Raw genomic sequence first — 22,465 nt, 5'->3', positions numbered from 1 at the left:
GCCACCTTCTCCCCGAGGGGAGAAGAGATCGCGAACGCCGGTGCCAGCCTCTTCTCCCCAGCGGGGAGAAGGTGGCCGCGCAGCGGCCGGATGAGGGGGCCTCTCTTGCCCGCTACGCCGCCGCACTCCCCTGCCCGGCCGCGTCCCGAAACCAGCCAAGCCCGGCATCCGTCCCCGCCTTCGGCTTGTACTCCGCCCCCACCCAGCCGGAATAGCCGATGCGGTCGATGTGGTTGTACAGGAAGGGAAAATTGATCTCGCCCGTCCCCGGCTCATGACGGCCGGGATTATCCGCAAGCTGGATATGCGCGATGCGGTTGAGGTTTGCCTCAATGGTACGGGCGAGATCCCCCTCCATGATCTGCATGTGGTAGATGTCGTATTGCAGGAACAGGTTCTTCGAGCCGACGCGGTCGATCAGGGCCAGAGCCTGGTCCGAGTAATTCAGGAAGAAGCCCGGAATGTCGCGGGTGTTGATCGGCTCGATCAGCAGCCTGATGCCGGCCTGCTCCAGCTTTTCGGCCGCGAAAGCCAGATTTTCGGCCAAGACGTCTTCCAGCACGGAGCGATCGACGCCTTGCGGCGCGATGCCGGCGAGGCAGTTGACCTGCTCGCAGCCCAATGCGTGCGCATAGGTGACGACCTTGGCAATGCCCTGCCGGAACTCCGGGATGCGGTCGGGCAGGATCGCGATGCCGCGCTCGCCCTTGGCCCAGTCGCCGGCCGGCAGGTTGAACAGGACCTGCGTCAGCCCGTTCTTCTTCAACCTGGCCGCGACGACATCCGGCGCATGGTCATAGGGGCCGATATACTCGACGCCCTTGAAGCCGGCGCGGGCGGCGGCATCGAAGCGGTCGAGGAAGTCATGCTCGCCAAAGAGCATCGAAAGATTGGCTGAAAACCGTGGCATGGCAGTAGTTCCTCATATGCGGCTTAGTCGAGCATGACGATCGCCGTGGGGGCATCTTCGTGATGTTCGGCTAGCTCCTCGAATTCGGTGATCTTGTCGATTTCGGTACCCATCGAAACGTTGGTGACGCGCTCGAGGATGAATTCGAGCACCACCGGAACCTGGTGCTCGTTCATCAGGCGCTGCGCCTCCTTGAACGCGCCTGCGAATTCCTCCGGCCGGCGCACCCGGACCGCCTTGCAGCCCATCGCCTCGGCGACGGCGAGGTGGTCGACGCCATAGCCAGCTTCGGCATCGCCCTGTCGATTGACGTTCTCGAAGGCCAGGCTGACCTCGAAATCCATCGAAAAGCCGCGCTGCGCCTGGCGGATCAGGCCGAGATAGGCGTTGTTCACGACGACATGGATGTAGGGTAATCTGTGCTGTGCGCCGGCCGCCAGTTCCTCGATCATGAACTGGAAATCATAATCGCCGGACAATGCCACAATTGTGCGGTCCGGATCGGCGGCGCGAACACCGAGGGCCGCCGGCAATGTCCAGCCGAGCGGGCCGGCCTGGCCGCAATTGATCCAGTTGCGTGGCTTGTAGACGTGCAGGAACTGCGCCCCGGCGATCTGGGACAGGCCGATCGTGGTGACATAGGTGGTGTCGCGGCCGAACGCCTTGTTCATCTCCTCGTAGACGCGCTGCGGCTTCAGCGGCACCTGGTCGAAATGCGTCTTGCGCTTCATTGTCTTCTTGCGCTGCCGGCATTCGCCGGCCCAGCCCGACCAGTCGCGCAATTTCCCGGCCGTCCTCCACTCCGTGGCGACGTCGAGCAGCATTTTCAGCGCCGCACCGGCGTCCGAGACGACGCCGAGGTCCGGCGCGAAGACGCGGCCGATCTGCGTCGGCTCGATGTCGACGTGGATGAACGTCTTGCCCTTGGTGTAGACGTCGACCGAACCGGTGTGGCGGTTGGCCCAGCGGTTGCCGATGCCGAAAACGAAATCGGCTTCGAGCATCGTGGCATTGCCATAGCGGTGCGAGGTCTGCAGCCCGCACATGCCGGCCATCAGGCGGTGGTCGTCGGGGATCGCGCCCCAGCCCATCAGCGTCGGGATGACGGGCACGCCGGTGACTTCGGCGAATTCGATCAGCAGATCGGACGCATCGGCGTTGATGATGCCGCCGCCGGCGATGATGACAGGCTTTTCCGCCCCGTTCAGCATCGTCAACGCCTTCTCGGCCTGAGCGCGCGACATTGCCGGCTTGAACGGCACCAGCGGCTCGTAGGCATCGATGTCGAACTCGATCTCGGTCAGTTGCACATCGACAGGCAAATCGATCAGCACCGGCCCCGGCCGCGACGAGCGCATCAGATGGAACGCTTTCTGCAGCGCCATCGGCACCAGATAGGGTTCCATCACCGTAACCGCCCATTTGGCGACGGGTGCGGCGATCGCCGCAATGTCGACGGCCTGAAAATCCTCCTTGTTGAGACGCGCCCGCGGCGCCTGCCCGGTGATGCAGAGGATGGGAATTGAATCGGCAGCGGCCGAATAGAGGCCGGTGATCATGTCGGTTCCGGCGGGACCCGAAGTGCCGATGCACAGACCGATATTGCCCGATCTGGCGCGGGTAAACCCTTCGGCCATATGCGAAGCCGCCTCGACGTGCCGCGCAAGGATGTGGCGGATACTGCCCCTCGCCTTCAGCGCCGAATAGAGCGGGTTGATCGCAGCACCCGGCACGCCGAAGGCACAGGAGATGCCTTCCTTTTCGAGAACGAGAACCGCTGCGTCGACTGCGCGCATCTTGGCCATGTCAGCCTCCACGGAATTGTTGATAGCCGATGATGCCAGCGCACCAATGATTTTTCAATTTTTTCAGAATATATTTTCATTTCTAGAAAACGGCTCTTGTAGATTGAATTGATTTGACTTTCTGTTTTCCACGAATTCGCTTCGCAAATCGATGAAAAACTTTTTCATTGCCTTGCCGGGCGAACAGAGCGAAGAATGGCCCGATGGAAACCACCGAAAAACGCCAGCGCGGCCGGCCGCGCGCCTTCAACGGGCGGGCCGAGGCCGCATCGGTGCAGTCGCTGGACCGGGCGCTGCGCATCCTGGCAATCGTCGCCGATGGCAGCGGCCTGTCGCTGAGCGAGATCGCCGCCAGTTCCGGCCTGCCGGCACCCACCGCCTACCGCATGCTGACGACGCTGGAGAACCACGGCATGGTCGAGTTCGACGCCACCGACCAGCTGTGGTCGATCGGCGTCGAGACCTATCGCATGGGCGCGGCGTTCCTGCGCCGCCGCAAGCTGGTCGATCGCGCCCGTATGGTCATGCAGGAATTGATGGAGAAGACCGGCGAGACCGCCAATCTCGGCGTCGCCGAGGACGATTGCGTCGTCTTCGTCAGCCAGGTCGAGACGCATCAGGCGATCCGCGCCTTCTTCCGGCCGGGGACGCGCAGCTCCTTCCATGCCTCGGGCATCGGCAAGGCGGTGCTGGCGCATCTCGAGCCGGAACGCGTCGCCACCATCCTGCGCCGGGCCGGGCTGGAGCGCTTCACCGAAAACACGCTGTCCGACATCTCGGCGCTCGCCCGCGACCTGGTGACGATCAAGCTGCGCGGCTGGTCGGTAGACGACGAGGAGCGGCATCCGGGCATGCGCTGCGTCGCCGCCGCCATCTTCAATGAATTCGGCGAGCCGATCGGCGGCGTTTCGGTCTCCGGGCCGACGGTGCGGGTAACGCCGGAACGGCTGGCCGAGATCGGCCCGCTTGTGCACGATGCGGCGGCGGAGGTGACAAGGATGATCGGCGGGCTGCCGACCCCTCCCGGCCTTCGCAGCGAACCGAGCGCATGGCAGCGCTGACCAGCGTCGAATGGTGCGACATCTGCCAGGATGGCCAAAGCTAGGCCCCGGGCACCGCGCTCTTGGTCGATAGGTCGTAGAAATCAAGCAGCATCGCCAGCCCAACTCCGCAGGCGGTGAAGATGAGGCCGGCAATGAAGATACGATTGGCGCGTTCATAAACGCGCCGTTGTAGAGACGTTAAGTCGAGCAGCAACCGCAGCGCTCGTATCTGCAGGGCAATGCCGATCAAAATCGGCACGACGGCGGCCAGGTGATAGATTTCCCAAGGTATCGGGTTGGCGGCCCAATGCGTGATGAAGCCCAGCGAGAACGCCAGCAGGATCCCGACGGTGGTGATCGTGCCGTTGCGGAAAACCGTCTCGATCGGCTCTTCGTTCGGATCGTGCTCGCCCAAGCGCCCTCTCCCTGTTTCGCTATCGGTGCAGACTAGGCTGTTGGGAAATCGCTGTATACTGCCGGGTTCCTGGTGAAATCAGAGACAAATGATAGCTAAATTGCTTGGAGACTGAAGCTGGCGCTGCCCCTCATTGCCCTGCCGGGCATTTCTCCCCGTATAGTGACGGGGAGAAAGAAGCTGACCGCGACCTTGGCGCCCTCTTGCAGCGCTGGAGACTGGCGAAATCATCGCCGAGAGCGTCCCTTCTCCCCGTCACTATACGTGGAGAAGATGCCGGCAGGCAGATGAGGGGCAGCGCCGACACTGATAGTCAGTCGATTTCGACAGGAAGCCTATCGCCGAACAACAGAAAAAGGGCCAGTGGGGCGCCCTTCTTCCGGTTGCATGAAACGGTCACGTCCTCCCAAGCTGGCATCGTGGCCCTCAAAGCCAGCAGCGATGGCGACAGCCGTCGTAGCCGACATAGGTGTCCGAGTGCGGGTCGTAGCTCTGGTAGCGATTGAGGCAGCGCCGGACGTGCCACGAGCCGCCGTCTTCCTCGATATAGACGGTGCGCGGCTGGGCCAGCGCGCTGCCGAGCAGGAAGCCGCCGACACCTGCGGCAATGCCGATGCCGAGGTGCTTGTGCTTGTGATGGGCGGCCGACGGCTGAACGGTGCCGACCAGCATGGCGGCGACAGTGGTGGCGACGAGACCGGAAACGACGGTGCGCTTGAACATGATGATCTCCTTGTTGTGAGAGGCGATCCATCCGCCTCTTGATCATAAGTCGTTGCGGCGGAGAAAAAGGTTCAAACATTTTCCGGGTCTCTTCGGCCGACGGCAACGATCCTGGCTCATGACGCAAAAAGGGCGGCCGAAGCCACCCTTTCGCCAAGTGGATCATCTAATCAAAGGAAGATGATCACCTTCCATGGTGATGATGATGGTGGTGCCACCACCACCAGTGATGCCAATGGTGATGATGATGATGCGTGCCGTGGGCCGACGACGACAGGCGGTGCCGGCTAGGGCGCCGGTGGCGATGAAGACGGTCGCGCGTCGCGGCCAAGTCCCCACTCGGCGAGGCTTTGGCCTACATCGCCAAATACCGGGATGGCCTGAAGCTCTTCCTGATCGCCGGCCGCGTCGAAATCGATAATAACAGCGTCGAGCGAACCATCGGACCGATAGCCCTCAATCGCAAGAACGCACTCTTCGCAGGGCACGACGCTGGGGCCGAGAACTGGGCGACCATCGCCTCGCTCATTGAAACTTGCAAACTCAATACTTTTGATCCGCTGTCCTATCTGACGAGCACACTCACCGCCATCGTCAGCGGCCATAAACAATGCCGGATCGATGAGCTGCTTCCTTGGAAATATCCCGCCTTACAAAGGAATTCCTACCCATGGCAGTCGGCCCGAACCAGTCATTGCACAAATGCCTTGCCTCGGATCGGGTTTACTGGCCCATTTGATTTGACGGCCCAAAGTTGCCTCCTCTCCGGTGCTCGCGAAGCGGGTTATGAGGTCGGATGTCGATCCTGCGATCACAGTGGTAAGCCTTGCCGAGATCAGACACGATTTCAACCTCGCAAAGAGCATTCGTCGGACCCACCATGGAAAATCTGATGTAGGCATCCGCAAACCAGCTATGCGGCATCTCATTCGCATCCATAAGCCGCAACACCGCTCCTTGATAGTAGGTAGCCGAGGCGCTGAATTTGGAGCACTCAGACAACGTTGATCCCCTCTGCAGCTGTAGCCGCAACTCCCGTTGACCGGATTCCGTCAGAAAGGTTGCGTATTGCCCCAAGGCCCAGTAGCCATCCAGGTCGTTGTATCTACTGACAAAGCTTTCAAGAATATCGTGACAAATTCCCTTAAATTGCTTTCTTCTCGGCATTGAAAATCCAACACAGGCGCTGCGCGACAATCTTATGGCTTGAAAGGAAGCATATCGAAATGTTTCGCAGTATCAACGGCCTCAAATCGTCGCCACTGACTGGTAGTGACGCACGTTGCCATAAGGTTCAGCGGCCAATGGCATCTGACACCGAGCGGCCGAATTATCCGAGCAATGTGTGAGGAGCACATCGCTTACAGTAAGACTGCGCTTGGACATGATGATCTCCTCGATCTTTGAATGAGGCGATCATTCGCCTCTGGAGATCGGTCGCGGCGCGGCAGCGAAAGGTTCGGAGGTTCTGAGAATTCTTAGTGAGCGGTTCTTAGTGATTTTCGTTTTGATTGGTAAGTAGTGAGAATTCGCGGTTTCACTACTCACTCTCGCGCTCACCCCATCCCGGTGATGTGGCGAAGCCAGAAGGCGAGCGCGATGAAGCCGACGATGGTGGTGACGCCGGTCCAGTCGATATTGGCGTGCTTCAGGTCCTTGATGAGCTTCACCAGGAGAACCCAGGCCACGACGACGAGCGGGAGAATGATGACAAACCTGATCATGCGACTGCCTCGCTGATGCGATTGCACCTTCCATCAATATAGGAAGCGAATTGGCCGTTTTCAGGACGCCCCGGCGGCAGAACCGGCGCGTTCGCCGGGAACCGAAAAACGGAGTTTTGTCTTTACTGGCGCATCAAATATGGTAACCGAAGCGCCGTGCCCTTGTAGCTCAGCTGGTAGAGCAGCGGTTTTGTAAACCGAAGGTCGGCGGTTCGATCCCGTCCGGGGGCACCAGCAAGCAAGGATTGCTTGCGAGGACTTCCCAACGCGCATCGATATCTGGTCATCCCCGATTTCCACAGGGTCGGGCCGTCAAGAGCGGTGGCACATCAATTCAAACGCATATAACTGCATCGGAAACCATGGGAGTTTCCGTTGGAGCAGAAACGCACGACCGCCCCCTTCATCAACGGGATGTTTGGCGGCCTTATCGTCTTCGCCTTCGCGTTCGGTTTTCGTTTGCTGACAAGTCCCGACCCCGATCCAACATCAAGAGCAACGACAAGCCTTTCTGTACTGGCCTTCGCCATTTGTTTCGGCGCAGCCTTCCTGCGCGAGCACCGACGCCAGATTGCCGCCGCCAGAGAATATCTTAGCCGCCCAAGAACGTTTTAGGGCCACGCGTTCCGTCCCCGTCGGGGAACCACAAACGTCGCGTGAAATTGCCGGCTTAATCTGACGCCAGATTGCACTTTGGCATCTCATACCAAGAGACGCCGAGCCCATTAGTGCCTAGCCCTTACAGCCATCATTTCGGCCCCTCTCCGGCTCCGGGCCATTTAACAGCATTCGATTAAATTGCCCCTGTGTATATTAGCACTCGCTCAATTAAGCGCGCCGACAATGCCCCGTGTGGCGGGCCAAACCAACGGGTGTTGTCATGCGAAGTGATTTCGCCGCGGCGCGCGAGCTTTTGGAGTGCGCACAAAACCGCCTCTGCGGCGCAGATGAAACGAGCCGACGCGTCAACGAGGTCCTCGACGCGCTGATTGAAGAAATAGCCATCGCGGAATTCCGCAAGGCGCCACTGACGGTCGTGCCGTTTCCGCGTGCGCGGCCTCCCAAGCATGTCCGGTAGAGCGCTGATCGCCCGCGTCGCCGAAGAGCCGGCAGCTGGTGTTTCCGCAATCGCCTGTTCGAGCGTCGTTGAACGATCAATCGGTTGACGATAAAGTTGCTGGACACCGGTGCTCTGAACCCGGAGCTGATCCATGTCACACTGTGGAGATGTCTACGAGAACAAGGTGACCGGCGAATATGCCGTCATCCTGCGTGGCACAGAAGACCGCGGCCAGGGACCTGGCATCGCTCATCTGACCGCCCGGCCGGGAGCCGCAGTGGTGGGCGAGCACTTCCACCCGAACCTGACGGAACGGTTTACCGTCCTCCGTGGCCGTCTCGACGCTTGCATCGCCGGGAAGACTTTGTCCCTGGAGCCTGGCCAATCCGCCACGGTCGAAGCAGGCGTCGCACATGATTGGTGGAACAGCAGCAAAACCGAAGAAGCGCATGTCCTGGTCGAAGTCGACCGGGCGCCAGGTGCGGACAATGTCGACCCGAACCGTTTCGAGCTGCTGATCGGCATGCTCTTCGGCCTGGCCAATGCCGGCAAGGTAGACAGAAAAGGTAGACCTTCGCCGCTTCAGGCAGCAGTCATCGCCAAGGAATTTGCCGACGTGATCGTCTTCACGCACCCGCCACCTGCGATTCAGCGAGTGGCGCTGGCGATCCTGGCGCCACTCGGCCATCTGCTCGGCTATCGCGCGATCGACCCGGACTACTGCAAGCCGCACGGGCATGTCACGCCGGCTCCTGAAATCCTTGCTCGAGCAGGCCTAGTAGCCGGATGATCCGGGTCCATATTGGGCGCCCGGCATTTTTGTCGGCAGCCATACGCAGGACTCGCGGCAAGCTCTATGAAGCACTCGCGACCTGACCGGATATGGCGGCCCTGTCGAACGTGTTTCTCACCCTGACCGACTTGTAGACGTAGGCGACCCAGATCCCGGTCAGTACAAAAGAAACTGCGGGCATTACCAGCCCATCCGCTGTAAGCACGAAGCTCACAGGAGCGCTCATAACCGCTGAGATCCACACCGTGTCCAGAATAAATACGGTTGGTATTGCAAACCACTGATACAGGAATAGCTGCTTGAAGCGGTAACTCCGCAGCAGCATCGCAAAGAGCACAACCACCTGGAACACCACAAACGCCAGCAAGAGGGCAATCTCTCCGTAGACCGCCAAAGTGACCATTCGGGAGCGTCATGAGCTGTCGGTAGCCTTCACTCGATGAGCCTAATGAGACGAGCGTGCGTAGCGGGGAGAAAGCCTGAAGGATCGCCAGCAGCATAAGCCAGCCTCCGAAACCTACGAGAGCCGAAGTATCCTGTAATGGCTTTGCGGCTGACCGAATGGCAAAGAAAACAGGCACGCCGATCAGCAGCAGCACTATAGCCCAATGCCAGATGGAAATCTGCATCCAATCCCTCCCCTGATACCCTTTTAGGTTGTATCAGATTTCAACCTCAACTCAAGAGGCAACATCGAAAGGAAGCGCTGCTTGCAAGACCCGTCAACACTATATTTCTGGCACGATGCTATTTCCGGCAGGATGCTGCCATGTCGCGAACTCTGATCATCGTTGGTCTCAGCATAGTTGCCTTAGGCCTGCTGTGGCCTTGGTTGGCCCGGACCGGCCTTGGCAGGCTGCCCGGCGATATCGTGATCGATCGTGACAACTTCAGGCTTTATGTCCCTATCACCACGGGGATACTGGTCAGCATCGTGCTCTCGGCGATTCTATGGCTGATCAACCGTTAGGCGATGCTCCGGCTGCGGCTATTTGTGTTGCAGGCCCTACTCGCCCTTGATCTTCTTACACTCCGATCGCCGCCACCAATATCCTGTTCTGCCTGCGTATCGCCGTGCGCAGTTCGGCAATCCTCGCCTCCTCGCGCTTCACGAATTCGATGAACATCATGTTCATGTTGTTGAAGATGAGTTCGCCGAGTGCCGGCCCGTCGATGTCGCGACGTACCAGGCCGAGCGCCTGCAGGCGGACGATCAGCGCGCGGATCTGCTCGGTCAGGGCGCGGTCCAGCCCGGTATAGGCCTGGCCGAACGGGCTGTCGGGCAGTCGCGTCGAGATCGCCATCGCCTGCCGCCACATCTCCTTGCTGAGATAATGCAGCGAATGCTCGATATAGATGCCGAGCAGCGTATCGAGAGCGTCGCCGACATTGGCCGGCGGGTTGGCGACGACGCCGCGCCCGGCATTCAGCACCTCGTTGACCTCCATCGAGACGATGGCGCCGAGGATGTCGCCCTTGTTCTGGTAGTAATTGTAGATGGTACCGACCGAGACTTCGGCCTGCGCGGCGATGGTCTCGATCTTGGCGCCTTCATAACCGGCATCGCGGAAAAGCGCCGCCGCCGCCTCGATGATGCGGCGGTGCCGATCCGCCTTCTGCCTTGCCCGCAATCCGCTCATAACGGCTGTTTGCCACAAAAACAGAATTGACTCAATTTTAGAATTGGTTCAATTTTTCCTACAAGCCAAAAAGGCAAGGGAGAACACTCGATGTCCGTCAATCCAAAGACCCCCAATCCAACCGTCAGGAATCCGCTTTCCGTTCTGAAGAGCCATCTCCAAGGCGCGTGTGCCGCGGCAGCACTGCTGCTGGCGGCGGGCAGCCTCGCTCAGGCGCAGGATCTCAACGCGCTGATCTGGTGCGATCACGCCGATCCGGCGCTGCTGCAGCCGTTCGAGGAAGCGAACGGCGTCAAGGTCAATGTCAAGGAGTTTGAAGGCACGGGCGCCGGCCTGGCCATCGTCGAACAATCGCAGCCCGGCGATTGGGACGTGATGGTGATCGACAGCATCGACGTACCGCGCGGCGTCGAAAAAGGCCTGTTCGAGCCGCTACCGGAAGACAAGCTGCCGCTGGCTGACCTGTTTCCGCAGGTGAAGATGGATAGCTCCACTGTCGTCGACGGCAAGCGTTACGGCATCACCGAAAAGTTCGGCTACAACACGATCGGCTACAACAAGACCAAGGTCGACCCGGCCGACATGCAGTCGCTTGCCGCGCTGACCGGCGACAAATACAAGGGCAAGATCGCCATCTACGATTATTACCTGCCGGTCATCGGCATGGCCGCACTGGCGATCGGCAAGAAGACCGCCGAGCTGACCGAAGCCGACCTTCCCGCCATCAAGGAAGAGCTGCTCAAAATGAAGGCCAACGCCAAGCTGGTCGGCGAAGTGACCGCCAGCCAGACGGCGCTGGCGACCGGCGAGGTCGACATTCTGGTCGGCGGCGGCGAATGGGTGACGGCGGGGCTGGCCAAGGAAAACCCGGCGCTGGACTTCTCTATTCCGAAAGAAGGCGCCGTGCTGTGGTCGCAGTCGCTGGCAATGTTCAAGGATTCCAAGAACAAGGAGCTGGCGCTTAAATTCATCCAGTACATTATGAGCCCCGAAGGCCAGGCGCGGCTCGCCACCTCGTCCTGCTATTGGGGCATGCCGGCCAACAGCAAGGCGGCGTTGAGCGACGAGCAGAAGAAGATCCTGCGCTTTGACGAGCAGCCGGAATTCCTCGCCCGCGCCCAGTCCTATCCGGCGCCGAATGCCGATCTCGACAAGAAGATGCAGGACGTCTGGACCGAAATGCTGCAGGCGCAATGACCGGCTGCCGGTCGTGAACGCCGTCAACAGTGGGCGTGCCCTGCCCTGGGCGCTGGTCACGCCGGCGCTCGGCTGGACGCTGCTGTTCTTCGTGCTGCCCTTCGTCGCCATGGCGGTATCCAGCCTGACGGCACATGAAGGCGGCGGCTTCACGCTGTCCAACTACAGCCAGTTCTTTGCCAATCCGTCCTACTGGCAGGCGATGGTGAACTCGCTGCAGGTCACAGCGATCGTCACCGTGATCTCCGTGCTGCTCGCCTATCCTTTTGCCTGGATCCTGGCCGAGCAGGTGCCGGAGCGCTGGCAGCGGCTGGCGCTGATGCTGGCAGTGCTGCCGTTCTGGACCTCCTATGTCGTGCGCTCCTATTCGTGGCTGCTGGTGCTGGCGCAGAACGGCGTCGTCAACCATGCGTTGACCGGCTCCGGCCTGTTCAGCGAACCGCTGCAGCTCGCCAATACGCGGCTGGCCACCGTCATCGGCTTCGTGCATTTCTTCGTCATGCTGTTGACGCTGACGATCTTCGCCAATCTGAAGCAGCTCAGCCCCAGCTATCGCAAGGCCGCCGCCGACCTCGGCGCCGGGCCGGTTCGGACTTTCCTGCATGTCGTTCTGCCGCTGACGCTCCCCGGTATCATGGTCGGCGCCTTCCTCACCTTCGTGCTGTGCATCGGCGACTACATCACGCCGCAGATCCTCGGCGGCAACAACGAGCTTTTGATGCCGCAGCTCGTCATGATGCAGATCGGCCGGCGCGGCGACTTTCCGCTCGCTTCGGCGTTGTCGATCATCCTGATGGCGGTGGTCACCATTGCCTATCTCGCCTGCTCCCGCTGGCTGAAGATCGAGCGGGCCTGACCATGCGCGCGCTCATCCGCCTCGTCTCCGGCCTTTACGCCATCGCCATCTACGGCTTCATCTTTCTACCGGTCATCGTTCTGGTGCTGTTTTCGCTGCAGGCAACGTCGTTTCCGATCCCGCCCTTCACCGGACCGTCGCTGCGCTGGTACGAGGCAGTGCTCGCCGACACGCGGCTGACTTCGGCTCTGGTCAATTCGCTGCTGGTGGCGGTCGTCTCCTCGGCTGCCGCCGTCACGTTGGGCTTTCTCTCGGCCTGGGGTTTTGCGCGCTTCGCTTTGCCGGGCTCGGGGCTGATGCGCGGGCTGATCACCTTGCCCTTGACCGTCAGCTATCTCATCATCGGCATGGGGCTGCTGGTGCTGTTCAACTGGGCCGGCGTGCCGAAGTCGCTCACTGCCGCCGGAATCGGCCACGTCGTGATCAACCTGCCGCTCTGCTTTGCCATCGTCTACAGCCAGATGGGCGACCACCAGATCAACATCGAGCGCGCCGCGCGCGACCTCGGCGCGCCCGAATGGAAGGTGCTGCTGCTGATCACCGTGCCTGTCATGGCACCGGCGATCTTCGCCGGTTTCTTTCTGTCGATGACCTTCTCCTGGGACGAATTCGTCATCTCGTTCCTGTTGACGCGCTTCGATACGACGCTGCCGGTCGAGATCTGGAACCTGCTGCGCTCCGGCCTCAATCCCAAGACCAACGCCGTCGGCTCGCTGGTCTTCGCCGTCTCCATCGTGCTGGTGGTATTGTTCGAGCTGATGCTGTTGCGGAGGAAGCCGGCATGAGTGCGCCACTGGTCGATATAAGCTCCGTCTCGCATCGCTTCGGCCAGCATACCGTGCTGAAGAACGTCTCGCTGACGATCGAGCCTGGCAGCTACACGATCCTGCTCGGGCCGTCCGGGTCCGGCAAGACGACGCTTCTGTCCATCCTCGGCGGCTTCGTCACGCCGAGCGAAGGCAAGGTGCTGATCCGCGGCGAGGACTGCACTGCCGTGCCACCGGCGAAGCGGCCGACGACGACCGTGTTCCAGGACTACGCGCTGTTTCCGCATATGAGCGTCGGCAGCAATGTCGGCTTCGGCCTGCGCATGCGGGGTGTCGATGCCGCAACCCGGGCAGCAAGGGCGCGCGAGGCGCTGGCGCTGGTTGGGCTGGCCACTGCCTTCGACAAGAAGCCGCACCAGCTTTCCGGCGGTCAGCGGCAGCGCGTGGCACTGGCCCGCGCCCTGGTGGTCGAGCCGGGGGTGCTGTTGCTCGACGAGCCGCTCGGCGCGCTCGACCTGAAATTGCGCCGGCAGATGCAGGACGAGTTGAAGGCGATCCAGAAACGCGTCGGCACCGCCTTCATCCACGTCACTCACGATCAGGAAGAGGCGATGGCGCTGGCCGATCATTGCGTGGTGATGAATGATGGGCGCATCGAGGACGAAGGACCGCCCGAGCGCGTCTATGCACGGCCGGCGACGCGCTTTTCCGCGACTTTCATGGGCGAAAGCACGCTGATATCGGGAACGGTGACCGAGGCGAAGAGCGGCAAAATCGCCGTCACCACGAAGCTTGGGTCGCTCTCGCTGCCCGGCACATTGCCGGCCGGCTCGACCGTTGCGCTGGCCATCCGCCCGGAGCATCTTGTCTTCGGCGCTGCCGGCGATGCCGTGGCGCTCGGTACGGCCAAGGTCAGCGACGTCGTCTTCCAGGGCAGCTTCAAGCGTGTGCTGGGGACCTCCACGACCGACCCGGCGCTGCACTTCATCGCCAAGGTCGCGGCCGCATCGGCCGTCCAGCCGGGCGACGTTGTCGCGGTATCGTGCGATGCTGGCGACATCATCCTGCTTGCGGACCAAACATGAGCACGCTTCCAATCATCGACGCTCCTGACTGGTACGAAACTATCCGCATGGGCGATGGCGTGACGCTGATCCACGAGCCGTGGATCAAGCCGTTCTTCCGCTGCAACATCTGGCATGTGCGCGGCCGCGACCGCGATCTTCTGTTCGACACCGGCCTCGGCCATTTCAGCCTGCGCCGCCACGTGCCGCTGGTCACGCAGCGCAAGCTCACCTGCGTGGCCAGCCACACGCATTTCGATCATATCGGCTGCCATCACGAATTTCCCGACCGCTGCGTGCACCCGGCCGAGGCCGAAATCCTCGCCGATCCACGCAACGAATGGACGGTTGCCGACCGCTATGCCACCGACGAGATGTTCGACGGCATGCCGCAAGGCTGGGACACGAAGCGCTACCGGATCCTGCCCGCACCAGCCGGCCGGTTGCTCGAGCAAGGCGACATCGTCGATCTCGGCGACCGTGCCTTCGAGGTCATCCACACGCCCGGCCATTCACCCGGCGGCATTGCGCTCTACGAAAACAGGACGGGCATCCTGTTTTCCGGCGACATCATCTATGACGGCCCGCTGATCGACGACGTCTATCACTCCGATATCGACGATTATGTCGAAACGCTGCTGCGCATGCGCGATCTCGATGTCTCGGTCGTGCACGGCGGCCATTTCCCGAGCTTCGGCAAAGTCCGCTATCGCCAGCTTGTCGACGAGTATCTCGCGCAAAAGCGCCAGGCCGGCTGCCATCTGTTGCAAGCCCGATAAGCACTGGCGCTGTGGCGTCAAAGCGCCCTTTGCGGACAGGGTGTCCCCGCCGCGTCGCCGCAGCGCGAGGCCGTGGGCTCGGGTCTAAAGCTCTTTTCCTCCGCCTGGCGCACCAGTTCCGCGAAAGCCAGGGCAAAACTTGCCAGCATCAGGAAGACAATAATCAAGCGTGCCAGCGGCAATAGATCGGCCTCGACTGGTTAGCCCCCACGCCGCCCGTCCGCTGCCGGCTAACATGATCGATATGGCTTTACGAGAGTTTAAGGCGAGTCTTAACCATCACATCATTTTGTCCTCCGACATGATGCGCGAGTGCGGCTTGTTTGGTCGCCATCTCCAGGCACCTCCCTCCCTTTGCAGAAATGCCCACCCATGCTAACCCGGCGCTGGCGCGGCCCAGCAACCGGTCGCCGCCAATCGGTCGCCAGACGGTCGTCGCCAATCGGTTGTCGTTGAGAGCCATGAGCAAAACCGCCAGCCGTTTCGCCTTCGTCTCATCCGGTACAGCCGACGCCAATGCAGCGCTGGAAAGCCTCTCTGCGCGTTACGGCCAGGCCTCCGTCGAAGAAGCCGGGATCGTCGTGGCGCTCGGCGGCGACGGCTTTCTGCTGCAGACCCTGCGTGAGACGATGAGCACGGGAAAGAAGGTCTACGGCATGAACCGTGGCACCATCGGTTTTCTGATGAACGAATACCGCGCCAGCGGCTTGACCGGGCGCATCGCGGCGGCCGTTGCCGAAACGATCCGTCCGCTGGAGATGCAGGCGGTGACGGCCGAAGGCGAGACGATTTCGGCGCTCGCGATCAACGAGGTCGCGCTTTGGCGCCAGTCGTACCAGACGGCCAAGATCCGCATCACCGTGGATGGGCAAGAGCGGCTGGAGGAATTGCACTGCGACGGCGTGATGATTGCGACGCCGGCCGGCTCGACCGCATATAATCTGTCGGCGCACGGGCCGATCCTGCCGCTCGACGCTCCGCTGCTGGCGCTGACCCCGGTCAGCCCGTTTCGTCCGCGCCGCTGGCGCGGCGCGCTGCTCTCCAACAAGGCGATCGTGCGTTTCGACATTCTGGAGCCGGAAAAGCGGCCGGTGAACGCCGCCGCCGACCACACCGAGGTCAAGGCGGTGACGACGGTCACGGTGAGGGAATCGCCGACGGCAACGGCGACGCTGCTGTTCGATCCCAACCATTCGTGGAACGAGCGCATTCTCGCCGAACAGTTCAGGTATTGAACAGACCGTGCAAATAAAAACCCGGCACGAGGCCGGGTTCCTATTTGACAACACAAGTGTTGCGGCGGCCGATCGTTGCGATCAGAACTTGTAATTCAAGCCGATGACTCCGGTGTGTATGCGGACCTTTGCTTCGACATTCAGGCCGGTGTCGACTGCATAATCGCTCTTGCCCAGATCGAAATATTTGTATTCGCCCTTGAGCGACCAGTGATCGGTAAAGGCATATTCCAGGCCCGCGCCCAGGGTCCAGCCTGCTCTGGTTTTCGAGGTGCCGTTGGTCCCGATCGGACCGCTTGTGCTAATCTCAACCCTGCCGAAGCCGAGACCGCCGGTACCGTAGATCAGCAGCCTATCCATCGCATAGCCAATTCGGCCACGCAGCGATCCGAGCATCTTTACATCGGAGTCGCAAGAGAAGGTGGGGTTCGGACAATCCGTGCCGCCATCGATATGGGCGGCCGAGATGTCCGCCTCGACGCCATAGACTATATTTCCGCTCTGGAAATTGTAACCGGCCTGGACGCCGCCCAGGGCGCCGCTGCCATCATGATCAGCCGTCCCGCCAACAGTATATTCCCAGTCTACTTTGCTGCTGCCACCGCCGACATGTGCGCCTAGATAGAGGCCCGTCCAGTTATACGTTGATGCGACCGGCAATTCCACGACATCGGCCGCGATCGCCGGAGTCAAGGCCGCTGCCAGAAACGCTGCGGAGAGAAAAGCTTTCTTCATAATGTGGCCCCCCTAGCCAAGAAAAATAGATGAATCATTTGTGGCTAGTTTTCTGAGTTATTTCAAATCTCAAATGACACTTTGGCGTGTGGTCAGAATGAATGCACCCTGGCGTTGCTGATCTGCAACACCTGCGCTGGTGCGAGAATGTCGCCTTGCTGAAGAGCGGGCCATCGACGAGCGGTAACCATCGCGATTAAGCTTACGGCTTCACAATCGCGCCAATGCCGCCCGTTTGTGTTGACAAATCGTGGGCTTGCGCCTACCTGCAATACCGATCTTGCAGGCGCGCGGCGCTTGCCGCGACTGCATATGTTGCGCCCCCGAACCAGCCAAAGACAGCCAAACTTGTCCTCAGACACCCAGATCGCTCAAGAAGCGTTGACCTTCGCAGACCTCGGCCTGTCGCCGAAGGTCCTTTCCGCAGTTACCGATGCCGGCTACACCGAGCCGACGCCGATCCAGGCTGGTGCTATCCCGCACGCCTTGCTCGGCAAGGACGTGCTGGGCATTGCCCAGACCGGCACCGGCAAGACGGCGTCCTTCGTCCTGCCGATGCTCACCCGGCTGGAAAAGGGCCGCGCCCGCGCGCGCATGCCGCGCACGCTGATCCTCGAGCCGACGCGCGAGCTCGCCGCGCAGGTCGAGGAAAACTTCGTCAAATACGGCAAGAACCACAAGCTCAACATCGCACTGCTGATCGGCGGCGTGTCCTTCGACGAGCAGGACAAGAAGCTCGAGCGCGGCGCCGACGTGCTGATCGCGACGCCGGGCCGCCTGCTCGACCATCGCGAGCGCGGCAAGCTCCTGCTCAACGGCGTCGAGATCCTCGTCATCGACGAGGCCGACCGCATGCTCGACATGGGCTTCATCCCCGACATCGAGCGTATCTGCGAGATGATTCCGTTCACGAGGCAGACGCTGTTCTTCTCGGCGACGATGCCGCCGGAAATCACCAAGCTCACCGAGAAATTCCTGCACGCACCGGTGCGCGTCGAAGTGTCGAAGGCAGCATCGGCCGCCACCAACATCATCCAGCGGCTGGTGAAATCCGGCCCGAAACCCTGGGACAAGCGCGAGACGCTGCGCAATCTGATGAAAGCCGAGGATGCCGAGCTGAAGAACGCCATCATCTTCTGCAACCGCAAGATCGAGGTATCGGAGCTGTTCCGCTCGCTGCTGAAATATGACTTCGACGCCGGCGCCCTGCACGGCGACATGGACCAGCGCGCGCGCATGCAGATGCTGGCCAATTTCCGTGACGGCAAGCTGCGCTACCTCGTTGCTTCGGATGTCGCGGCGCGCGGCCTCGACATTCCCGATGTCAGCCATGTCTTCAATTACGACGTGCCGATCCACGCGGAGGATTACGTCCACCGCATCGGCCGTACCGGCCGCGCCGGGCGCTCGGGCAAATCCTTCACCATCGCGACCAAGTCGGACACCAAATACATCGACGCCATCGAGCGGCTGATCGGCACGAAGATCGAGTGGCATGACGGCGATTTGTCGACGGTCGTTGCCAGCGAAGGCGGCGAGGATGAGGCCCCGCGCCGTGGCCGCGGTGCGCCACGCCGTGCCGGCCGCAAGGACGACGCCAAGGACAGGGGCGAGCGCAAACCGCGTGAACGCCACGCCAGGCGCAGCGAAGAAGCAGCGCCGGAAGCAGTTAGCGAAGAACAGCCGGTCGCGGCCGAGGCCACCGTCGCCGACATCGACGAGCGGCGTACCCGCAAAGAGGCGATCCGCTCGGAAAACAGCGAGCGCCAGGCTTCACCTGAACGCAAGGCTTCGCCCGATCGCAACGAACGGCGCGCGCCGGAACGGGGCGACACCAGGCCGCAGCGCGAGCGCCCTGCCCGCCAGCGCCAGGAAGACAATGACGCGACCGTCGGCTTCGGCGACGACATGCCGGCCTTCATGCGGATCGTCGCCAAGGTCTGACACGGCTCGCGCGCGGCCCCGCCGACGCGCGAAGCACCCTCTTTTGAGAAGTACTGCTCTCGGTAATCTTGTGGCGTTGCTGCGAGGCGGTCGATTTTGGTGCTGCCGGCGATCCGTATGCCGCTAGGCTCGCTATGTAGCTAAAGATCCCTGAGCTCCAGGCGGGATGCCAGCAGGTCCAGAAAAGCGCGAACTTTGGCTGAGGACGACCTGCCTTCCGGCCACACGGCGTGTATCGGCACCGGCACCGGCTCGAATTCGGTTAGAACCAGTTCCAGGCGGCCATCGTCCACCAGGTGCTTTACCTGCCAAAGCGGCGAGTAGCCCAGACCCAATCCGTGAACCGCGGCCGCATAGATCGATATCATCAAATTCGACCGGAAGGTACCCGCGACCTTCACCGGCCGGGGCTTGCCTTCAATCTGAAACATCCATTCGCCTGGGCGGCCGTCGACGGTTCGTACGATGCATTGATGCTCACGCAATTCGAGCGGATGGGCCGGTCGGCCGTGTTGCTGGAAGTAGGCAGGTGCGCCGAACACCACCCGCCGCAGCGCGCCCAGGCGCTTCGCACGTAAATTGGAATCCGGCAAATTGCCGATTCGGACAGCCAAATCGAGGCGCTCGGCATCGAGATCGACAAATTCATCGGAAAGCTGGAGGTCAACCTCGACCCGGGGATATGTCCGCATATAATCGGCGATGACCGGCACGAGGAAGTCCGGGCCGAACAGAACCGGGGCACTGACACGCAGGATGCCCCATGGCTCCGACCGTCGATTGGCCGCCTGAAGCCTGGCTTCGTTAATTTCCTCGACGGCGGGTTTGATGCGCTGGAAAAAGGCCGCTCCGGCTTCGCTCGGCGTCGAGCGGCGTGTCGTCCTGTGCAGAAGCTCGACCCCGATTGATTCCTCCAATGTCGCCAGGGACCGGCTGACCGACTGCAGTGAGCGGTTCAGCCGGCGTGCGGCAGCCGTCAGACTGCCATGCTCGACAATGGCAATGAAGGCTTCGAAATCATCTATCCGGCTCATCGCTCATCGCTCCTTTCTACCGAAAATCGGGAGAACCTATCGCAAAATCGATCAATTGTAACGAAGTTCGCTAGATTTTATCTTCCCTGCACAGGCCGAAAGGCAGACTCGAAGGAAGGAGATCGTCATGCGAACACCCAGTCCAACGGTCCTGGTCGTAGGCGCCGCAGGCCGCGTTGCCGGTTTGGTGGTGCCTGAACTCGTCCGCCGCAATGCCAGGGTTCGAGCGCTTGTTCGTGACGCCGCGAGTGCCGAAAAAGCCCGGAAAGGCGGCGCATCCGAGATCGCGATCGGAGATCTGCGCAACCATCGGAGCCTTGAGCAGGCCGTGAAAGGTGTCGACGGTGTCTTTCACATCGGACCGGCCTTTGCTCCCGACGAAGCCGCCATGGGGGTTGCCATGGTTGAGGCGGCGGCGCGAGCAGGCGTTCGAAAGTTCGTCTTTTCGTCGGTGATCCAGCCGACCAATACGAGGCTGGAAAACCATGCAAGCAAGGTACCCGTTGAAGCTGCCCTCTATTCGACGAACATGGAGTACACCATTCTGCACCCGGCCAATTTCATGCAAAATATCGCGCCGGCCTGGCCGTCCGTCGTCGAGCACGGCGTTTTCGCCGAGCCGTTTCCAAGGACGGCGAAGCTCGCCCGCGTCGACTATCGCGATGTGGCTGAAGTGGCGGCAATCGCACTGACCGAAGCGCGTTTGTCCTATGCGACCCTCGAGCTGTGCGCCGACGGTATGCACAGCCGCGAAGAGGTCGTCGCCATGATGAGCGAAGCGCTTGGCCGGCCGGTTTCAGCGGGCGAGCCGACATTTCAGGACTGGGCGGCGAAGGCCCGCCTTCCCTATACCGACCGGCAGTTGCAGATGCTGGCCAAAGTACACAGCCACTACGCCAAATACGGCCTCGGCGGAAACAGCCTGACGTTGCGTGCCGTGCTTGGCCGCGAGCCGCGTTCGCTGCGAAGCTTCATTCAGGAATTGGCGCTGCAGACGGCATATGCCGCCTGATCGTCCTCACAATAACGCCTACGCAAATTTTTTTGATTAGGAAGATTTCGATGCAAGCATCACCGGACCGAGCCTTCAAATTGAGAAAGCTGCCGCCCTCCTACGGCGCGGTGGTGATGCCGTTGGTTCTTTCGATTCTGATGTCCTCGATTGTCTCGGCGGTTTCGACGGCAATCGGCGCAGGCTGGACGAACGGGTTTATAGCGGCCTGGAGCTATGCATGGGGCGCTTCATGGCTTGTCGCGTTTCCCAGTCTGCTGATTGTGCTTCCGATCGTGCGCCGGATCGTTGCCGCGATTGTCGATCAGCCGGCCCGGTCCTGACATCACGAACGAAGGATGCCGGCGGACGGAGGGCCGACATAGCCATTAGAGCGGCCCCTTGCGGGGCCGCGGCCGGTTCGTGCGCTTGCCTCAGGTAAGCGGCGACAGCTGGATCTCGACGCGGCGGTTCTGAGCCCGGCCGGCAGCGGTCGCGTTGGAGGCGATCGGACGTGTCTTGCCGAAGCCGGTGACGGCGAAGCGGCGGGAATCGACGCCCTGTCCGGACAGATAGTTGGCGACCGCCAAAGCACGGCGCTGCGACAGGTCGAAATTGTGCTCGTCGCTGCCGGTCGAGTCGGTGTGGCCGAACACGTCGACGGTGGTCTGGCGGAACTTTTTCAGCACAAGGGCCACCGAATTCAGCACCGGATAGAAACCGGCCTTCACCGCGTCCTGGTCGACGTTGAAGGTGATGTCGGACGGCATATTGAGGATGATCTGATCGCCGGTGCGGGTGACGCTGACGCCTGTGCCCTGAAGCTGTCGGCGCAGTTCGGCCTCGTTCTGGTCCATGGTGGCACCGATGGCACCGCCGGCAAGCGCGCCGATGCCCGCGCCGATCAGCGCGTTGCGGCGGTCGTTACCGCCGGCAAGCATGCCGAGCCCGGCACCCGCCAAAGCACCGAGACCGGCGCCGGCAGCGGTGTTGGAAACCTTCTGTTCCCCGGTGTAGGGATCGGTGGTGCATGCGCTCACGAGCACAGCCGTCGCCACGACGGCGAGCACAATCTTTTTCATATGGTGGTCCCTCTCCATTCCACGGCCGCGCAACGGCGCACCGCATCAGCCCTTCCAGCGACTTGTAACATGAAATGCGGCGAAAAGCGGACCAGCAAAAGCCGCTGCCGCGGCTTTCCCCGGCTCAATTCCACACGCCTGCAGCGGCTCGCGCGACCACCGCAATTCGACCGGCTACCAGAGATTCTTGCCGTCGATGACCACCACTTCGACCTTGTCGAGATCGAAATCGTCGAACAGCCGCGAGTTCACGCTGATCTTCGGATTGTCGAAATTCGGCTCGCCTGTCGACCAGTCCGGCGTCTCGGTGAAGGTCCCACAGCCGCAGCTGGCGCAAAAACCGTGTTTTATGGTTTTCGATCCCCACTGGTAGAACGAAACATTCTCCGGCGGGCTGGTGAGCCTGAATTGGGATGGGGTGTAATAGGCCCACAACGAACCGCGTTTTGAACAGAAGGAACAGGTGCATCGCGTCACTGTCTGCGGTGCTTGCGAGACCTCGAACGTCGTCGCCTTGCAGTGGCAGCTTGCCTTGATCGTCATGGATTGGTCCCTCACAATGCCGCCCGTAAGCAAAGGCAGCATAAAGAAACGCTCCTGACAACTGCCTGTCAGCGACCTGTGAGCCTGCGATGCACAGGTTAAAAGTGCTGGAGTGCCGACCGAAG

At 61.3% G+C, this 22,465-nt stretch carries 26 protein-coding genes, 1 tRNA gene and 1 pseudogene; 15 read left to right on the top strand and 13 right to left on the bottom strand.

What is annotated here, in order from left to right; genetic code table 11:
* Positions 1 to 112: 112 nt before the first annotated feature.
* Positions 113 to 910, bottom strand: coding sequence for a hydroxypyruvate isomerase (hyi, locus tag NKH60_RS27215; RefSeq protein ID WP_352874062.1), 798 nt, complete (start codon positions 908 to 910; stop codon positions 113 to 115).
* 23 nt (positions 911 to 933) lie between these two features.
* Positions 934 to 2,715 (bottom strand): glyoxylate carboligase, encoded by a 1,782-nt coding sequence (gene gcl / locus NKH60_RS27210; protein ID WP_352874060.1) that lies wholly within the window; start codon positions 2,713 to 2,715, stop codon positions 934 to 936.
* A gap of 203 nt (positions 2,716 to 2,918) precedes the next feature.
* Here gcl and bhcR point away from each other — a divergent pair, with 203 nt between their 5' ends.
* A complete protein-coding gene (gene bhcR, locus NKH60_RS27205) occupies positions 2,919 to 3,776 on the top strand; it encodes an HTH-type transcriptional regulator BhcR (protein ID WP_352874058.1) in 858 nt (285 codons plus the stop codon).
* A gap of 40 nt (positions 3,777 to 3,816) precedes the next feature.
* Here the strand turns inward: bhcR and NKH60_RS27200 are convergent, their stop codons facing one another.
* Positions 3,817 to 4,173 (bottom strand): hypothetical protein, encoded by a 357-nt coding sequence (locus tag NKH60_RS27200; RefSeq protein WP_352501665.1) that lies wholly within the window; start codon positions 4,171 to 4,173, stop codon positions 3,817 to 3,819.
* 426 nt (positions 4,174 to 4,599) lie between these two features.
* On the bottom strand, positions 4,600 to 4,896 hold the full coding sequence (locus NKH60_RS27195) for a BA14K family protein (RefSeq protein WP_352874055.1): 297 nt from the start codon (positions 4,894 to 4,896) through the stop codon (positions 4,600 to 4,602).
* 311 nt (positions 4,897 to 5,207) lie between these two features.
* Between NKH60_RS27195 and NKH60_RS27190 the strand changes: the two are divergent.
* Positions 5,208 to 5,546: pseudogene (locus NKH60_RS27190) on the top strand (IS66 family transposase); the annotation flags it as partial.
* A 906-nt stretch (positions 5,547 to 6,452) separates the two neighbouring features.
* Here NKH60_RS27190 and NKH60_RS27185 read toward each other — a convergent pair.
* Positions 6,453 to 6,620, bottom strand: coding sequence for a hypothetical protein (locus tag NKH60_RS27185; RefSeq protein ID WP_352649049.1), 168 nt, complete (start codon positions 6,618 to 6,620; stop codon positions 6,453 to 6,455).
* Positions 6,621 to 6,778: 158 nt separating this feature from the next.
* On the opposite strand from NKH60_RS27185, the gene NKH60_RS27180 reads away from it, so the two are divergent.
* Positions 6,779 to 6,854: transfer RNA gene (locus NKH60_RS27180), tRNA-Thr, on the top strand.
* A gap of 141 nt (positions 6,855 to 6,995) precedes the next feature.
* On the top strand, positions 6,996 to 7,235 hold the full coding sequence (locus NKH60_RS27175; protein ID WP_352541361.1) for a hypothetical protein: 240 nt from the start codon (positions 6,996 to 6,998) through the stop codon (positions 7,233 to 7,235).
* Between the two features lie 178 nt (positions 7,236 to 7,413).
* Here NKH60_RS27175 and NKH60_RS27170 read toward each other — a convergent pair whose 3' ends face one another.
* Positions 7,414 to 7,833, bottom strand: a complete 420-nt coding sequence (locus NKH60_RS27170; protein WP_352874053.1) for a hypothetical protein — start codon at positions 7,831 to 7,833, stop codon at positions 7,414 to 7,416.
* On the opposite strand from NKH60_RS27170, the gene NKH60_RS27165 reads away from it, so the two are divergent.
* Positions 7,832 to 8,470: a cupin domain-containing protein gene (locus NKH60_RS27165; RefSeq protein WP_352874051.1), complete on the top strand. Its 639-nt coding sequence runs from the start codon at positions 7,832 to 7,834 to the stop codon at positions 8,468 to 8,470. The two genes, NKH60_RS27170 and NKH60_RS27165, sit on opposite strands and share 2 nt — an antisense overlap.
* Positions 8,471 to 8,534: 64 nt before the next feature.
* Here the strand turns inward: NKH60_RS27165 and NKH60_RS27160 are convergent, their stop codons facing one another.
* Positions 8,535 to 8,876, bottom strand: coding sequence for a DUF2569 family protein (locus NKH60_RS27160; RefSeq protein ID WP_352874050.1), 342 nt, complete (start codon positions 8,874 to 8,876; stop codon positions 8,535 to 8,537).
* A gap of 366 nt (positions 8,877 to 9,242) precedes the next feature.
* Between NKH60_RS27160 and NKH60_RS27155 the strand changes: the two genes are divergently transcribed.
* The gene (locus tag NKH60_RS27155; protein ID WP_352874048.1) at positions 9,243 to 9,443 is read left to right on the top strand and encodes a DUF2905 domain-containing protein; all 201 of its coding nucleotides are present in this window, start codon (positions 9,243 to 9,245) and stop codon (positions 9,441 to 9,443) included.
* Between the two features lie 55 nt (positions 9,444 to 9,498).
* On the opposite strand, the gene NKH60_RS27150 is transcribed toward NKH60_RS27155, so the two are convergent.
* The gene (locus NKH60_RS27150) at positions 9,499 to 10,113 is read right to left on the bottom strand and encodes a TetR/AcrR family transcriptional regulator (RefSeq protein ID WP_352819758.1); all 615 of its coding nucleotides are present in this window, start codon (positions 10,111 to 10,113) and stop codon (positions 9,499 to 9,501) included.
* Between the two features lie 90 nt (positions 10,114 to 10,203).
* Here NKH60_RS27150 and NKH60_RS27145 point away from each other — a divergent pair, with 90 nt between their 5' ends.
* From NKH60_RS27145 to NKH60_RS27125, 5 genes are read left to right on the top strand one after another with little or no spacing between them, the layout of a single operon-like run.
* Positions 10,204 to 11,310 (top strand): polyamine ABC transporter substrate-binding protein, encoded by a 1,107-nt coding sequence (locus NKH60_RS27145; protein ID WP_352684817.1) that lies wholly within the window; start codon positions 10,204 to 10,206, stop codon positions 11,308 to 11,310.
* Positions 11,311 to 11,323: 13 nt separating this feature from the next.
* The gene (locus tag NKH60_RS27140; protein WP_352472776.1) at positions 11,324 to 12,166 is read left to right on the top strand and encodes an ABC transporter permease; all 843 of its coding nucleotides are present in this window, start codon (positions 11,324 to 11,326) and stop codon (positions 12,164 to 12,166) included.
* 2 nt (positions 12,167 to 12,168) lie between these two features.
* Entirely contained in the window at positions 12,169 to 12,951 is a 783-nt protein-coding gene (locus tag NKH60_RS27135; protein WP_352501653.1) for an ABC transporter permease, read from the top strand.
* Positions 12,948 to 14,018 (top strand): ABC transporter ATP-binding protein, encoded by a 1,071-nt coding sequence (locus NKH60_RS27130; protein ID WP_352874044.1) that lies wholly within the window; start codon positions 12,948 to 12,950, stop codon positions 14,016 to 14,018. Before NKH60_RS27135 ends, NKH60_RS27130 begins: the two co-directional genes overlap by 4 nt.
* A complete protein-coding gene (locus tag NKH60_RS27125) occupies positions 14,015 to 14,776 on the top strand; it encodes an MBL fold metallo-hydrolase (RefSeq protein ID WP_352702344.1) in 762 nt (253 codons plus the stop codon). The genes NKH60_RS27130 and NKH60_RS27125 overlap by 4 nt, the downstream gene beginning before the upstream one ends.
* 17 nt (positions 14,777 to 14,793) lie before the next feature.
* On the opposite strand, the gene NKH60_RS27120 is transcribed toward NKH60_RS27125, so the two are convergent.
* Positions 14,794 to 14,958, bottom strand: coding sequence for a hypothetical protein (locus NKH60_RS27120; protein WP_352835934.1), 165 nt, complete (start codon positions 14,956 to 14,958; stop codon positions 14,794 to 14,796).
* A 279-nt stretch (positions 14,959 to 15,237) separates the two neighbouring features.
* Between NKH60_RS27120 and NKH60_RS27115 the strand changes: the two genes are divergently transcribed.
* Positions 15,238 to 16,011 carry an NAD kinase gene (locus NKH60_RS27115; protein ID WP_023679915.1) on the top strand — a complete coding sequence of 258 codons (774 nt, stop codon included), beginning with the start codon at positions 15,238 to 15,240 and terminating at the stop codon, positions 16,009 to 16,011.
* A gap of 81 nt (positions 16,012 to 16,092) precedes the next feature.
* On the opposite strand, the gene NKH60_RS27110 is transcribed toward NKH60_RS27115, so the two are convergent.
* On the bottom strand, positions 16,093 to 16,746 hold the full coding sequence (locus NKH60_RS27110; protein ID WP_352472772.1) for an outer membrane protein: 654 nt from the start codon (positions 16,744 to 16,746) through the stop codon (positions 16,093 to 16,095).
* Positions 16,747 to 17,094: 348 nt separating this feature from the next.
* Between NKH60_RS27110 and NKH60_RS27105 the strand changes: the two genes are divergently transcribed.
* Positions 17,095 to 18,690, top strand: coding sequence for a DEAD/DEAH box helicase (locus NKH60_RS27105; protein WP_352874042.1), 1,596 nt, complete (start codon positions 17,095 to 17,097; stop codon positions 18,688 to 18,690).
* Between the two features lie 140 nt (positions 18,691 to 18,830).
* On the opposite strand, the gene NKH60_RS27100 is transcribed toward NKH60_RS27105, so the two are convergent.
* The gene (locus tag NKH60_RS27100) at positions 18,831 to 19,724 is read right to left on the bottom strand and encodes a LysR family transcriptional regulator (RefSeq protein ID WP_352472770.1); all 894 of its coding nucleotides are present in this window, start codon (positions 19,722 to 19,724) and stop codon (positions 18,831 to 18,833) included.
* A 127-nt stretch (positions 19,725 to 19,851) separates the two neighbouring features.
* Between NKH60_RS27100 and NKH60_RS27095 the strand changes: the two genes are divergently transcribed.
* Both NKH60_RS27095 and NKH60_RS27090 read left to right on the top strand, forming a co-directional pair.
* Positions 19,852 to 20,736, top strand: coding sequence for an NmrA/HSCARG family protein (locus NKH60_RS27095; RefSeq protein ID WP_352835937.1), 885 nt, complete (start codon positions 19,852 to 19,854; stop codon positions 20,734 to 20,736).
* Positions 20,737 to 20,786: 50 nt separating this feature from the next.
* Positions 20,787 to 21,059 (top strand): DUF2798 domain-containing protein, encoded by a 273-nt coding sequence (locus NKH60_RS27090; protein WP_023679921.1) that lies wholly within the window; start codon positions 20,787 to 20,789, stop codon positions 21,057 to 21,059.
* Positions 21,060 to 21,149: 90 nt separating this feature from the next.
* On the opposite strand, the gene NKH60_RS27085 is transcribed toward NKH60_RS27090, so the two are convergent.
* Complete coding sequence (locus tag NKH60_RS27085; RefSeq protein WP_254817106.1) at positions 21,150 to 21,797, bottom strand: YiaD family glycine zipper/OmpA-like lipoprotein; 648 nt, start codon at positions 21,795 to 21,797, stop codon at positions 21,150 to 21,152.
* A 174-nt stretch (positions 21,798 to 21,971) separates the two neighbouring features.
* The gene (locus NKH60_RS27080; RefSeq protein WP_352874039.1) at positions 21,972 to 22,340 is read right to left on the bottom strand and encodes a GFA family protein; all 369 of its coding nucleotides are present in this window, start codon (positions 22,338 to 22,340) and stop codon (positions 21,972 to 21,974) included.
* Positions 22,341 to 22,465: the final 125 nt, after the last annotated feature.

This window comes from Mesorhizobium sp. M1006, assembly GCF_040318825.1.
In the GTDB taxonomy this organism is placed as follows: domain Bacteria; phylum Pseudomonadota; class Alphaproteobacteria; order Rhizobiales; family Rhizobiaceae; genus Mesorhizobium.
The sequence above is the reverse complement of the archived record's forward strand: the minus strand, read 5'-3'. Positions and strand labels throughout refer to the sequence as shown.